Annotated in this window: 12 protein-coding genes; 6 read left to right on the forward strand and 6 right to left on the reverse strand. The window is 72.4% G+C overall.

Annotation, left to right across the window (positions count from 1 at the left end):
* The first annotated feature begins 14 nt into the window (after nt 1–14).
* The 3 genes from OG2516_RS16015 to OG2516_RS16025 all read left to right on the forward strand — a co-directional run bounded on the left by OG2516_RS16015 (nt 15) and on the right by OG2516_RS16025 (nt 2,585).
* Complete coding sequence (locus OG2516_RS16015) at nt 15–845, forward strand: methylated-DNA--[protein]-cysteine S-methyltransferase (protein ID WP_007256944.1); 831 nt, start codon at nt 15–17, stop codon at nt 843–845.
* Between the two features lie 137 nt (nt 846–982).
* Entirely contained in the window at nt 983–1,672 is a 690-nt protein-coding gene (locus tag OG2516_RS16020) for a YiaD family glycine zipper/OmpA-like lipoprotein (protein ID WP_007256943.1), read from the forward strand.
* Nucleotides 1,673–1,808: 136 nt separating this feature from the next.
* The gene (locus tag OG2516_RS16025) at nt 1,809–2,585 is read left to right on the forward strand and encodes an FCD domain-containing protein (protein ID WP_007256942.1); all 777 of its coding nucleotides are present in this window, start codon (nt 1,809–1,811) and stop codon (nt 2,583–2,585) included.
* A gap of 9 nt (nt 2,586–2,594) precedes the next feature.
* Here the strand turns inward: OG2516_RS16025 and OG2516_RS16030 are convergent, their stop codons facing one another.
* Entirely contained in the window at nt 2,595–3,164 is a 570-nt protein-coding gene (locus OG2516_RS16030; protein WP_040616204.1) for a YqgE/AlgH family protein, read from the reverse strand.
* 105 nt (nt 3,165–3,269) lie between these two features.
* Here OG2516_RS16030 and OG2516_RS16035 point away from each other — a divergent pair, with 105 nt between their 5' ends.
* Nucleotides 3,270–4,070 carry a protein-disulfide reductase DsbD domain-containing protein gene (locus OG2516_RS16035; protein ID WP_007256940.1) on the forward strand — a complete coding sequence of 267 codons (801 nt, stop codon included), beginning with the start codon at nt 3,270–3,272 and terminating at the stop codon, nt 4,068–4,070.
* Between the two features lie 4 nt (nt 4,071–4,074).
* Here the strand turns inward: OG2516_RS16035 and OG2516_RS16040 are convergent, their stop codons facing one another.
* From OG2516_RS16040 to OG2516_RS16060, 5 genes are all read right to left on the reverse strand, one after another.
* Nucleotides 4,075–7,455 carry an efflux RND transporter permease subunit gene (locus OG2516_RS16040; RefSeq protein ID WP_007256939.1) on the reverse strand — a complete coding sequence of 1,127 codons (3,381 nt, stop codon included), beginning with the start codon at nt 7,453–7,455 and terminating at the stop codon, nt 4,075–4,077.
* A gap of 3 nt (nt 7,456–7,458) precedes the next feature.
* Entirely contained in the window at nt 7,459–8,943 is a 1,485-nt protein-coding gene (locus OG2516_RS20055) for an efflux RND transporter periplasmic adaptor subunit (protein WP_007256938.1), read from the reverse strand.
* Nucleotides 8,944–9,071: 128 nt separating this feature from the next.
* A complete protein-coding gene (moaB, locus tag OG2516_RS16050) occupies nt 9,072–9,611 on the reverse strand; it encodes a molybdenum cofactor biosynthesis protein B (RefSeq protein ID WP_007256937.1) in 540 nt (179 codons plus the stop codon).
* On the reverse strand, nt 9,608–10,234 hold the full coding sequence (locus OG2516_RS16055) for a LysE family translocator (protein ID WP_007256936.1): 627 nt from the start codon (nt 10,232–10,234) through the stop codon (nt 9,608–9,610). The genes moaB and OG2516_RS16055 overlap by 4 nt, the downstream gene beginning before the upstream one ends.
* The gene (locus OG2516_RS16060; RefSeq protein WP_007256935.1) at nt 10,231–11,016 is read right to left on the reverse strand and encodes a uracil-DNA glycosylase; all 786 of its coding nucleotides are present in this window, start codon (nt 11,014–11,016) and stop codon (nt 10,231–10,233) included. The genes OG2516_RS16055 and OG2516_RS16060 overlap by 4 nt, the downstream gene beginning before the upstream one ends.
* A gap of 197 nt (nt 11,017–11,213) precedes the next feature.
* Here OG2516_RS16060 and OG2516_RS16065 point away from each other — a divergent pair, with 197 nt between their 5' ends.
* Nucleotides 11,214–12,170, forward strand: a complete 957-nt coding sequence (locus tag OG2516_RS16065) for an aspartate carbamoyltransferase catalytic subunit (RefSeq protein ID WP_007256934.1) — start codon at nt 11,214–11,216, stop codon at nt 12,168–12,170.
* Nucleotides 12,167–12,685, forward strand: coding sequence for a hypothetical protein (locus OG2516_RS20480; protein ID WP_007256933.1), 519 nt, complete (start codon nt 12,167–12,169; stop codon nt 12,683–12,685). The genes OG2516_RS16065 and OG2516_RS20480 overlap by 4 nt, the downstream gene beginning before the upstream one ends.
* The last annotated feature ends 157 nt before the right edge of the window (nt 12,686–12,842 follow it).

Genomic DNA, 12,842 nt, shown 5'->3' on the forward strand with positions numbered 1-12,842 from the left:
CCTAGTCTCGGCGCATGGACCTCTCGGATCGCTATCATTACCACGTCATCGGCCGCGCCATCGAGATGATCGACGCCGCCGAGACCCCGCTCTCGCTCGAGGCGCTGGCCGGCGCGATGAACATGAGCCCGGCGCACTTCCAGCGCGTGTTCTCGCAATGGGTCGGCGTCTCGCCCAAACGCTACCAGCAATACCTCACCCTTGGCCACGCCAAGAGCCTGCTGCGCGAGCGCTTCAGCACGCTGGCGACGTCGGACGCCGTGGGGCTGTCCGGCTCGGGGCGGCTGCACGACCTGTTCCTGCGCTGGGAGGCGATGAGCCCCGGCGACTTCGCCCGCGCCGGGGAGGGGCTGACGATCCGCTGGGGGTGGTTCGCCTCGCCCTTCGGCCCGGCTCTCGCCATGGGCACCGAGCGCGGCCTCTGCGGCATCGCCTTCTCCGCCGAGAGCGGCCCAGAGGCGGCCATGGCCGACCTCACCGGGCGCTGGCCGAAGGCGACCTACCTCGAGGACACCGCCGCCCTCGCGCCGTGGATGGAGGCGGCGTTCGGCGGGCGCGGCGAGGTGGCAATGCACCTGATCGGCCGGCCGCTGCAGATCAAGGTCTGGGAAGCGCTGCTGCGCATCCCGTCGGGCCACGTTACCACCTACAGCGAGATCGCCGCCGCCATCGGCAGCCCCCGCGCCGTGCGCGCCGTCGGCACCGCCGTGGGGCGCAACCCGATCAGCTTCCTGATCCCCTGCCACCGCGCGCTGCGCAAATCCGGCGCGCTCGGCGGCTATCATTGGGGCCTGCCCGTCAAGCGCGCGATCCTCGCCTGGGAGAGCGCCCGCGCCGACGCCTAAACGGCCGGGCCGGTGCGCGCTATGCGCTAACTTCTGCCGAAAGGCCCTCTGCTATTGGATAGCAGCGGGAACTGTCCGATATGTAGCGCCATCAGGGCCGAGGCATGCCCTTTCGAAGGACAGAGAGACAAATCCGAATGACCATGATCAAATCCCCCGTCGTGCTCGCCACCGCCCTCGTGCTCGGCCTGTCGGCCTGTAGCGCGCCCCGCGATCCGATGATGAGCCCGAACCCGGGCGTCGACCCCAACCGCAACACCCGCACCGGCGCGCTGACCGGCGCCGCCGCCGGCGCGCTGCTGGGCGCCGTCGTCGCCGATTCCGACGACAGCCGCGAAGAGCGCAACCGCAACATCGCCGCCGGCGCGCTGGTCGGGGCCGCGGTGGGCGCGGGCGTGGGCTACTCGCTCGACCGCCAGGAGGCCGAGCTGCGCCGCTCGCTGGGCAACAACGTGCGGATCGACAACACCGGCGACTCGCTGGTCGTGACCCTGCCGCAGGACATCCTGTTCGACACCGACAGCGCCACCCTGAGCGGCTCGCTGCAGTCCGATCTCAACGCGCTGGCCCGCAGCCTGAACAACTACCCCTCCACCACGATCACCGTGATCGGTCACACCGACAACACCGGCGAGGCGTCGTACAACCAGAACCTGTCGCGCCGCCGCGCCCAGGCGGTCACCTCGACGCTGATCTCGAGCGGCGTCTCCGCCGGCCGGATCAACACCGTCGGCCGCGGCGAGGACGCGCCGATCGCGACGAACCTCACCGAGGACGGCCGCCGCCAGAACCGCCGGGTCGAGATCATCATCAACCCGCCGTCGTAAGGGGCCACGCCCTCACCGGGACCACCGACAGGGGCCGCCATGGTGCGGCCCCTTCTTCGTGGCACGGCCCCATCTCGTTGTCCCCGCGCGGCGGTGGTCATATGTTCTGACCAATCCCCCGGAGGAGCCGCGCGCCATGCCGTTCGAGAAGGTCCAGCCCGAGAAGCTCTCGCAGGGCGTCGTGCGGCAGGTGGAGCAGCTGATCCTGCGCGGCATCCTGCGCCCCGGAGAGCGGCTGCCGCCCGAGCGCGAGCTGTCCGACCGGCTCGGCGTCTCGCGCCCCTCGCTGCGCGAGGCGGTGGCCGAGCTCGAGGACCGGGGGCTGCTGTCGCGCCGCGCCGGGGCGGGCATCTACGTCGCCGACGTGCTCGGCTCGGCGTTCTCGGATGCGCTGGTGCGGCTGTTCTCGACCCACGACGAGGCGGTCTACGACTACATCACCTTCCGCCGCGACATGGAGGGCCTCGCCGCCGAGCGCGCGGCGACGCTCGGCTCGGACACCGATCTCAAGGTGATCGCCTCGCTGTACGAGCGGATGAGCGCCGCCCATGCCAAGCGCAACCCGGCCGAGGAGGCGGCGCTCGACGCCGACTTCCACCTCTCGATCATCGAGGCGAGCCACAACGTGGTGATGCTCCACATGATGCGCTCGATGTTCCAGCTGCTGCGGGAGGGCGTGTTCTACAACCGCTCCGTCATGTTCCGCCAGCGCACCACCCGAGACCAGCTCCTCGACCAGCACCGCGACATCCGCGACGCCCTGCTCGCGCGCGATCCCGCCGGCGCTCGCGCGGCGGTGGAGGCGCACCTGAGCTTCGTCGAGACCGCGCTCCGGGCGCAGCAGAAGGCCGACGCGAACGAGCAGGTCGCCCGCAAGCGTTTCGAGCACGAGACAAGGCGCACCGGGGCCTGAGCCCGCGGCTCAGGCGTGCCCGGCCTCGCCGGAGAGCAGCAGCGGATCGATCCCCATCGAGCGCAGCGCGGCCGTCCACTTGTGCTCGTTGGCGCGCCCGAAGATCAGGTCGTCGCGCGCGCTGCAGGTGAGCCAGCCGTTCTGGCCGATCTCGTCCTCGAGCTGCCCCGGCCCCCAGCCCGCGTAGCCGAGCGCGAGCAGCGAGCTCTTCGGCCCGCGCCCCCGCGCCAGCTCCTCGAGCACGTCGAGCGTCGCCGTCAGGCCGACGCCGGTGTCCACCGGCATCGTCGCGCCCTCCGAGGCGTAGTCGGCCGAGTGCAGCACGAAGCCGCGCGCCGCCTCGACCGGGCCGCCGTAGTAGATGCGGATGTCGCGCGTCTCGGGGCCGGGCTGGATCTCGAGCTGGCTCAGCAGGTCGTTGAAGCGGACCTCGGGCGTCGGCTTGTTGACGATCAGGCCCATCGCGCCGTCCTCGGAATGGGCGCAGATGTAGACCAGCGCCTGCTCGAAGCGGGGATCGCCCATGCCGGGCATCGCGATCAGCATGCTGCCGGACAGAGTGTCGGGTTGTGAAATCATGAGAGGGAAGATGTGTCGCGCGGCGGCCACTGGCAAGGGATGCTGTCACGCGGTCTCGCCCGATCGTGACTTCCCATTCCCCCGCCCGCCCATATTGTCCGCCGCATGTTCCGACTTCTCGCCCTCGTCTGCGGCCTCGCCGCCACCCCGCTGCCGGCCGCCGCCGAGCTGCCCCCCGGCATCGTCGACGTCGAGATCCTGCCCGGCTGGCGGACCGAGCGCGGCACCCACATGGCGGGCCTGTCGATCAGCCTGGCGCCGGGGTGGAAGACCTACTGGCGCGCGCCCGGCGACACCGGCATTCCGCCGGAGTTCCTGTGGTCCGACATCGACAACGTCGCGGCGATGCACCTGCACTGGCCTGTGCCGGAGGTAGCGCGCAGCAACGGGATGCGCTCGATCGTCTACGACGGCTCCGTCGTCATCCCCATGGAGTTCGCCCTCGACGCGCCCGGCGCGGCGCGGGCCGAGGGGGTGCTCGAACTCGGCGTCTGCGCCGACATCTGCCTGCCGGTGCAGGTCCCCGTCGCCGTGGCCCTGCCCCCGGTGGGCGGGCGACGCGATCCGGGCATCGTCGCCGGGCTCGCCGACCGGCCGCTGAGCGAATCGGAGGCGGGGGTGCAGGGCGTGACGTGCCGCGTCAGCCCGGCGGGAGACGGGCTCGCCCTCGTCGCCGACATCGAGATGCCGCCCGTGGCGGGCCGCGAGGACGTGGTGGTCGAGGCAGGCAATCCGGCCGTCTGGGTCTCCGAGCCCGAGACCGTCCGGCGCGGCGGCACGCTGAGCGCGGCGGTGCGGATGGTCCACAACAGCGGCCGCCCCTTCGCGCTCGACCGCTCGGCGGTGCGCATCACCGTGCTCGGCGAGACCCGCGCCGTCGACATCCGCGGCTGCGACGCCCGCTGAGCCCCTAGCCGCGCCGCCCCGTTAGCGCGGCGGCGAGGCCGGCGGCGACGTAGAGCAGCGCCAGCACCCCGGCGAGCGCGGCGGCGAACAGCGCCAGCAGCGCCCCCGTCCCCTGCACGGCGTCGGGCAGCCACGCCGCGAGCGCCGGCAGCGGCGCGCCGGTGACGAGCACCGGCCCCAGCGTCGCCCCGAACAGCCCCAGCGCCGCCGCCGCGCCCGCCAGCGCCGGCCACGACACCAGCCGCCGCCGCGCCCGGAGCGAGCGGCGCGCGGCGCGCACGTGGCGGCCGATGTCCTGCTGTGCCGCCATCAGCGCCGGCACCACCAGCAGCACCAGCACCATGCCGAAGCCGAGCCCGTAGACCAGCGTCACCACCGTCGGCTTGAGGAACTGCGCTTGGCTCGAACTCTCGTAGAGCAGCGGCGCGAGGCCGAGTACCGTCGTCAGCGTCGTCAGCAGCACCGGCCGCAGCCGGTCGGCCGCGCCGTCGATGATCGCGGGCACAAGGCCGCGGGTCTCGGCGTACTCGTCGATCGTCGTCACCAGCACGATCGAGTCGTTGATGATGATCCCGATCATGCCGATCAGCCCGACGATGGAGAACATGCTCATTGGGATGCCCCAGTGCGCGTGGCCCCAGATCGCGCCGACGAGGCCGAACGGGATGATCGCCATCACCACCAGCGGCCGCGTCCAGCTCGAAAAAATCCACGCCAGCGTCAGGAAGATGCCGAGCAGCACCAGCACGGTGCCGCTGCGGGCGTCGTCGAGAAACTCCCGCTCCTGCTCGGCGAGGCCCGAGAGCGCCGTCTCGATGCCGTGCGTCGCCTCGATCCGGGGCAGGATGTCGTCGTTGACGATCTGCATGATCTCGGCGGCGCGATCGGCGTCGTCGTCGGTGAGGTCGCCGTTGACCGAGATCAGCAGCACGCCGTTCTCGCGGCGGATCGTGGAGAAGCCGGTGCGGCTGTCGACGGTGACGATGTCGGCGAGCGGGATGTAGACGCCCTCGGGCGAGCGCATCTGCGTGCGCTCGAGGAAATCCGCCGTCAGCTCGCCCTCCGGCAGCTCCACCCGGATCGTCGCCGAACGCACCCCCACCGGGTAGCTCGCGGCCTCGATCCCGCCGAGTCGGTCGCGCAGGACGCTGCCGATGCCGTCGATGGTGAAGCCGAGCGCCTGCCCGCGCGGGGTCAGGCTCAGGATCAGCTCTTCTTTGTCGTAGGCGAGGTTGTCCTCGACGGCGGTGATCTCGGAAAACTTCAGCAGCTCCGCCTTGAGGTCTTCGGCCGCCGCCTTGAGCGTCTCGGGATCGGCGCCCATCAGCTGGATGTCGATGTCGTCGCCCCCCGGCCCCGAGCCCCAGGAGCGGAAGCTCACCGTCTCGGCGAGCGGGTGCTGCACCACGGCGTCCTGCAGGTCGGAGACGAAGGCGAAGCTGGAATAGGGCCGCAGGTCGGCCTCGATCAGCTCGACCGTCAGCGCGCCGAGCTGGTCGGCGTCCTTGGTGTCGGCGCCCGAGAGGCCCCGGCCCGAGTTGCCGCCGATCTCGGCGATGGCGTAGGCGACGGGATTGCGGCCGTGCTCGGCCTCGTACTCCGCGCCGAGCGCCTCGGTGGCGCGCTGCATCTCGCGCATCATCTCGAGCGTGTCGGCCCGTGTCGCACCGGGCAGCATCGCGAAGTTGCCGGTGACGGAGTTGCGCTCGGGCGCCGAGAAGAAGCGCCACTGCACGTCGCCGCGCACCAGCAGCGCCGCCTGGCTCGCCAGCGCCAGCACCGCGAGCGCCAGCACCGGGTAGCGCGCCCAGATCACGGCCGCCATGAACGGCCGGAACAGCCGCGCCCGCACCCAGTCGAAGCCCCGGTTCACCACCCGCGAGGGCAGGTCGTACCAGTGCCGCTTCGCCGCCGCGCCGACGGAGTGGCTCATGTGGTTGGGCAGGATCAGGAAGCACTCGAGCAGCGACGCGAGCAGCACCGCGATCACGGTGAACGGGATGTCGGCGATCAGCGAGCCGAAGCGGCCGCCGATGGCGACGAGGCCGAAGAAGGCGATGACCGTGGTGATCGTGGCCGAGAACACCGGCAGGAACATCCGCCGCGCCGCGTTCTCGGCGGCGACGACCGGGCTCTCGCCGAGCTGGCGGGCGCGGAAGTCGGCGTGCTCGCCCACGACGATGGCGTCGTCGACGACGATGCCGAGCGTGATGATCAGCGCGAACAGCGAGATCATGTTCAACGTCAGCCCGGCGGCGTACATGATCGCGATCGCCGCCAGCATCGCCACCGGGATCCCCGCCGCCACCCAGAGCGCGGTGCGGGCGTTGAGGAACAGGAACAGCAGCAGTACGACGAGGCCGAGCCCGGTCAGGCCGTTGTCGAGCAGGATCTCGAGGCGGCCGGTGATGTAGTCGGCGCGGGTGTTGACGAGCTCGATGGCCACGCCCTCGGGCAGGCTCGCCTGGAACTCGCGCGCCGCCTCCTCGACGGCCGCCTGCAGCTTGATCGCGTCGCCCTCCGAGGAGCGGGCGACGGCGATCATGATCGCCGGGTCGTCGCCGACGAAATAGGCGCGCTCCCGGTCGATCCCCTCCTCGGCGATGGTGGCGACGTCGCCCACCGTCAGCTCCGAGCGGTCGGCGTTGGAGCGCAGCACGATCCCCGCGATCTCCTCCACGCTGCGCTTGGCCGTTCCCGTCCGCACCCGCGCCGCGCCCGAGACATCGCCCGCCGGGTCGGTGTCGGCCTCCGCGCCGATGGCGGCGGCGATCTCGGCGAGCGAGACGTCGTGCTCGATCAGCGCCAGCGTCGACACCTCGACGATGGTCGAGGGCGCGGCGACGCCCCGCACGCTCGTCTGCGTCACCCCCGCCTCGAACAGCCGCAGCACGAACTCGTCGGCGAACCGCGCCAGCTGGTCGAGCCCGAGCGGCCCGCGGATCACCACGTCGGTCACGGTGTCGGTCCAGCCGCCGGAGCGCACGACCGGGTCCTCGGCGGCGTCGGGCAGCGTGCCGATCGCGTCGAGCGCGTCCTCCACGTCGGCCGTCGCGGTCTCCATGTCGTGGCCGGGGACGAACTCGAGCTGGATCCGGGCGCTGCCCTCCGTCGAGCGCGCGTCGCTGTCGGTGACGCCGTCGACCGATATCAGCGCCGGCACGAGCACCTGCACGATGGCCCGGTCCACGTCCTCCGCGCCCGCGCCGTGCCAGGCGACGCTGACGGTGACGCTGTCGATGATGACATCTGGAAAGAACTGCGCCCGCATTCGCGGCATTGCCATCAGCCCGGCGGTTATCATCAGGATCAGCACGAGGTTGGCGGCGGTGCGATGGCGGGTGAAGTAACCGAGGATGCCCCTCGCGGCGGACAGCTGCGCCATCGATCAGCTCCCCATCCGGCTCTCGAGCCGGTCGACGATCTCCGTGGGCACGTCCTCCTGCTCGAGCTCGGACAGCAGCCGCGTCTTGGCCTCGTCCGGCATCCGCGACTCGGTCACGAACGCCACCAGCCGCGCCCGCCGGTCGGGTTCGAGACGCACCGTCGGCGGCGGCGCGGCGGCGGCGGCCCGCGCCACCTCCTCGTCCGGCACGTCCGTCGCGCCGGGCTGGATCGGATCGACCCGGATGCCCGCCCCCAGCAGCGGCGAGCGCTGGCTCACCACCAGCGCACCGGCGAGGTCGTCGCCGCGCACCAGCACGTCGTCGCCCTGCCGCCGCAGCAGCTCGACGGCGACCAGCTCCAGCCGCTCGCCCTCGCCCACGACGAGCAGCGCCCCGTCCGAGCCCAGCGCCGTCGACGGCAGCCGCGCCACGTCGCGCAGCAGCGGCTCCTCGATGCTCACGGTGACGAAATCCCCGGGCCGGAAGCCCGGCGCGTCGTCGAGCCGCGCGAACAGCAGCCGCCCCGACTGCCCCTCGGCGACGCTCGCGCTCTCGCGGCTGATCGTGCCGGTCGTGGTCAGATCGACCCCGGCCACGTCGAGCGACACCGTCACCGGCGCCCCGCGCAGCCGCCCCTCGGCGTCGAGCAGGCGCGCGTACTGCGCCGTCGAGACGCGGAACGAGACTTCCAGCCGCTCCGGATCGACCAGCTGCGCGACCAGCTCGTTCTCCGTCACCCGCCCGCCCTCGAGCACCGCGACGCCGGCCAGCGTTCCGTCGAACGGCGCGGTCAGCTCGGTATCGGCCAGCCGCCGCTCCGCCTCCTCGACGCCGATCTCGGTGCGCGCCAGCGTCGTCTCCGCGAGGTCGATCCGCGCCTCCGCCTGCGCCACCCCCTGCCGGTTGGTCAGCACCGCCCCCCGCGCCGACGAAACGGCCAGCTCGGCCTCCTCGACCGCGGCCGCCGTGCCGACGCCACGGGTGCTCAGATCCTGCTGCCGCGCCAGCGCCTGCTCGCGCAACGTCGCCTGCTGTTCGGCCGCCGCCAGCTCGTCCTCGGCCAGCACCAGCGCCCGCCGCGCGTCGCGCAGCTCGGCCTGCGCGTCCTGCCGGTCCGCCTCGGCCCGCGCGAGCGCCGCCTCCGCCTCCACCGGATCGATCCGCAGCAAGAGCTCGCCCGCCGCCACGTGCCCGCCCTCGGCGAACTCCTCGGCCATGGCGACGATCGTGCCCCCGACCGACGCCCGCAGATCCAGCGTCCGCTGGCTGCGCAGCTCCCCGAACACCTCGAGCCGGGGCGTCACGGCCTCCGTCTCGTAGGGCAGCACGTTGACGGCCAGCACCCGCTCGCGCTGCGGAAACGCCCGCGGCTCCGCCGACAGCCGCGCCTCGACGGCGTCGACGACGGTCCTGCCGGCCAGGACCAGCAGGGCGAAGGTCAGCGACAACAGGAAGATGCCGACCAGGCTGCGGCGCAGAAATCTCATCGTCGGTCAATCCTCGTCTGAAACACGTCGAAGTAGGCGGCAGACCTGTCGGAAAGTCTACCTGCCGCCCCGTTCAACGATGCGTGTGCGAGGTTCCGTCGCAGGGCGGCGCGCAAAGTGCGTCCCGCCTACTTCCGCCGCTTGTGCTCCTCGAGCCGCGGCATGATCTCGACGAAGTTGCAGGGGCGGTGCCGGTAGTCGAGCTGCGCGGCGAGGATGCCGTCCCAGGCGTCCTTGCAGGCGCCGGGGCTGCCGGGCAGCGCGAAGAGATAGGTGCCGCGCGCGACCCCGGCGGTGGCCCGGCTCTGCACGGCCGAGGTGCCGATCTTGTCCATCGAGACGAGGGTGAAGATCGTGCCGAAGGCGTCGATCTCCTTGTCGTAGACATCCCGGTGCGCCTCGACCGTCACGTCGCGCCCCGTCAGCCCGGTGCCGCCGGTGGAGATCACCGCGTCGACCCCGTCGTCGTCGCACCAGGCCGCGAGCTGGCCGGCGATCTCCGCCCGCTCGTCGGGCAGGATGGCGCGCGCGGCGAGGACGTGGCCCGCCGCCTCGAGCCGCGCGACGAGCTCGTCGCCGGAGCGGTCGTCGGCGAGCTGGCGGCTGTCGGACACCGTCAGCACCGCGATGCGGACCGGGATGAATTCGCGGGTCTCGTCGATGCTCATTGCGCCTTCTCCATCACCGCCAGCCGCAGCGCCAGCGCGCCGAAGATCGTCGCGCTCAGCCGGCCGAGCCACCGCGCCGCCCGCTCCGAGCGCACGAATCGCCGCCCCATGCCGCCCGCCGCGAGCCCGGCGGCGGCGTTGATCACGAAACCGCCCAGCGCCAGCAGCCCGCCGAAGACCAGGAACTGCACCAGCACCGCCCCGCGCTCCGGCGCGACGAACTGCGGCACGAAGGCCAGCACGAACAGGATCACCTTCGGGTTGGCGAGGTTCACCACCAACCCCTCGCGATACGGCCGCCGCGCCGCCGCCGCCTCGCCGCCGGGCGCGCCCGCCCGCAGGGCCGCGACGGCGAGCCACAGCAGGTAGCCGACCCCGATCCAGCGGATCGCGTCGAGCAGGCCCGGATGCGCCGCCACCAGCGCCCCGAGCCCCAGCCCGGCCACGAGCGCGTGAACGAATACCCCGAGCGAGATCCCGGCGCTCGCCCGCAAGGCCGCGCCCGGCCCCGACCGCACGCCCTGCGCGATGGTGAACAGCATGTCCGCCCCCGGCGTCAGGTTCAGCGCGAGCCCGGCGGGCAGGAACGCCAGCAGCAGCAACGGATCGACCGGCAGCGTCATCCCCGCCCCCGCAGCCTGGCCTGGACGTCGAGCAGGTCGGCCCACGCCTCGCGCTTGGCCTGCGGCTGGCGCAGCAGGAAGGCCGGGTGGAACATCGGCAGCGCCGGCACGCCGAGCACCTCGGTCCAGCTGCCGCGCATCCGGGTGATGCCGCTGCGCCCGAGCAGCGCGTCGCAGGGGGTGTTGCCCATCAGCACGAGCACCTCCGGGCGCGCCAGCGCGATGTGCGCCTCGAGGAACGGCAGGAACATCGCGATCTCGGCGCGCTCGGGCCGGCGGTTCTCCGGCGGGCGCCAGGGCAGGACGTTGGTGATGTAGACGGCATGCGCCGCGTCGGGGGCGGCGCGGGCCATGCCGATGGCGGCGAGCATCCGGTCGAGCAGCTGCCCGGCGCGGCCCACGAACGGCCGCCCGGCCCGGTCCTCCTCTCGCCCCGGCGCCTCGCCGACGATCATCAGCCGCGCGTCGGGGTTGCCGTCGCAGAACACGAAGCTGCGCGCCCCGGCCTTCAGCGCGCAATGCTCGAAGCCCTCCATCGCGGCCGCCAGCCCACCGAGGTCGCGCGCCCCCGCCGCCAGCCGCCGCGCCTCGGCGACCGGGTCGTCGGGCGCGGCCGGCACCGGCACGGCGTTGGGCGCGGCGACCGGCGCGGTCGGCTTGGCGCGCGCGGCATCGAGCGCGTAGCGGTCCACCGGCGCGTCGCCGATGGCCTCGTCCGCACCCAGCTCGATCTGCCAGTCGAGCGCGGCCTTCGCCGCCCAGTAGTCGAAACCCGAATCCACGCCCGCACCCTAGTGCGCCCGGCCGCCGAAGGGCAGTCACCTCCCCTTCATCTGGCCGAAAATATGCATCCGCCTCCAGCCGCTCCCGCCACGGCGGCACGGCGCGCGCCCCGCGGGACGGCGGGCGGGGCGAGGCCGCAGGCGAGCGCCGTCCGGTGTCCTTGCCGGGCCGGGGCGGCGCTCCTATAAGCGCGGCCATGACCTTCCGCGCCACGCACCTGCTCGGCATCGAGCCCCTCGCGCCCCCCGAGATCACCGCTCTGCTCGACGTCGCCGACGACTACGCGGAAGGCGCCCGCGCCGGGCGGCGGCACTGGGACGCTCTGCGCGACATGACGCAGATCAACATGTTCTTCGAGAATTCCACCCGCACCCAGGCAAGCTTCGAGCTCGCCGGCCAGCGGCTCGGGGCGGACGTGATGAACATGGGCATCGCCTCCTCCAGCGTGAAGAAGGGCGAGACCCTCGTCGACACCGCGCTGACGCTGAACGCCATGCGCCCCGACATCCTCGTCGTGCGCCATCCCTCCTCCGGCGCGGTCGACCTGCTCGCCCAGAAGGTCAACTGCTCCGTGCTCAACGCCGGCGACGGCCGCCACGAGCATCCGACCCAGGCGCTGCTCGACGCGCTCACCATCCGCCGGGCCAAGGGCCGGCTGCACCGCCTGTCGATCGCCATCTGCGGCGACATCGCCCATTCCCGCGTCGCCCGCTCCAACATCATGCTGCTCGGCAAGATGGAGAACCGCGTCCGCCTGATCGCCCCGCCGACGCTGATGCCCGCCGGCGCCGCCGATCTGGGCGTCGAGCTGTTCGACGACATGGCCGCCGGGCTCGAGGGCGTCGACGTGGTGATGATGCTGCGGCTGCAGAAGGAGCGGATGGACGGCGGCTTCATCCCCTCCGAGCGCGAGTACTTCCACCGCTACGGCCTCGACGCGCAGAAGCTGGCCTTCGCCAGGCCGGACGCTATCGTCATGCACCCCGGGCCGATGAACCGCGGGGTCGAGATCGACGGCACCCTCGCCGACGACATCAATCGCTCGGTGATCCAGGAGCAGGTGGAGATGGGCGTCGCGGTGCGGATGGCGGCGATGGACCTGCTGGCCCGCAACCTGCGCGCCGCGCGCGCGCCCAAGGGAGTGAGCGCATGACCCGGATGGACGTCCCCGAGAGCGAGCACGGACATGCCCGCGTCTTCGCCATCGACCTGCCCGCCGACCAGGTCGCCGACTTCGAGCGCGACGGCCTGGAGGCGGCGCTCGGCACCGAGAGGCTCGACCGCGACAAGGTCGAGCTGTTCCCCGCGAGCGACATCGCCGCGATGGGACTGTCGAACTACCTCGTCGACGGGATGGGCATGGACCCCGAGCAGGTCCGCCCCGACGCCGCCCGCCTCGACGCGCTGGGCGGCCACATCCTGATCCTCCCCTCCAGCGCCGTGCGCGGCCGCACCCTGACGCCGAAGCCGCCCCTGCGCTGGATCGGCACCTACAGCGAGCCGCAGAGCGTCGCCCCGATGGACCGCCTGCGCAGCGACAGCGCCGAGGGCGTCCTCGAGCCGACCGAGACCCGCGCGCCCTCCAACGCCGCGATGAGCGGCCGTGTCGCGACGCTCGCGCTGCTGGTGCTGTTGCTGCTCGTGGTGGTGATGATCGTGATCGCCTGACCGGGCGGGGCCGGGGGCAGGAACATGTGGTTGTAGACGGCGAAGGCGCGCACTCCGTCCTCCACGGTGGCGTCGAAGTAGGGCGACTTGCGTACGTTGGGGCCGACGGCAATCTCGTAGGTCATGCCGAGCGAGATAAGCCGCCGGGCGCGGGATC

Source organism: Oceanicola granulosus HTCC2516 (assembly GCF_000153305.1).
Classification (GTDB): domain Bacteria; phylum Pseudomonadota; class Alphaproteobacteria; order Rhodobacterales; family Rhodobacteraceae; genus Oceanicola; species Oceanicola granulosus.

Excerpts from the sequence above, each read along its gene's own strand:
- OG2516_RS16055 (WP_007256936.1), bottom strand. The coding sequence starts at position 10,234 with ATGACGCTGCCGGTCGATCCGTTGCTGCTGCTGGCGTTCCTGCCCGCC.
- OG2516_RS16020 (WP_007256943.1), top strand. The coding sequence starts at position 983 with ATGACCATGATCAAATCCCCCGTCGTGCTCGCCACCGCCCTCGTGCTC.
- OG2516_RS16035 (WP_007256940.1), top strand. The coding sequence starts at position 3,270 with ATGTTCCGACTTCTCGCCCTCGTCTGCGGCCTCGCCGCCACCCCGCTG.
- moaB (WP_007256937.1), bottom strand. The coding sequence starts at position 9,611 with ATGAGCATCGACGAGACCCGCGAATTCATCCCGGTCCGCATCGCGGTG.
- OG2516_RS16030 (WP_040616204.1), bottom strand. The coding sequence starts at position 3,164 with ATGATTTCACAACCCGACACTCTGTCCGGCAGCATGCTGATCGCGATG.
- OG2516_RS20055 (WP_007256938.1), bottom strand. The coding sequence starts at position 8,943 with ATGAGATTTCTGCGCCGCAGCCTGGTCGGCATCTTCCTGTTGTCGCTG.
- OG2516_RS16025 (WP_007256942.1), top strand. The coding sequence starts at position 1,809 with ATGCCGTTCGAGAAGGTCCAGCCCGAGAAGCTCTCGCAGGGCGTCGTG.
- OG2516_RS16040 (WP_007256939.1), bottom strand. The coding sequence starts at position 7,455 with ATGGCGCAGCTGTCCGCCGCGAGGGGCATCCTCGGTTACTTCACCCGC.
- OG2516_RS16015 (WP_007256944.1), top strand. The coding sequence starts at position 15 with ATGGACCTCTCGGATCGCTATCATTACCACGTCATCGGCCGCGCCATC.
- OG2516_RS20480 (WP_007256933.1), top strand. The coding sequence starts at position 12,167 with ATGACCCGGATGGACGTCCCCGAGAGCGAGCACGGACATGCCCGCGTC.
- OG2516_RS16065 (WP_007256934.1), top strand. The coding sequence starts at position 11,214 with ATGACCTTCCGCGCCACGCACCTGCTCGGCATCGAGCCCCTCGCGCCC.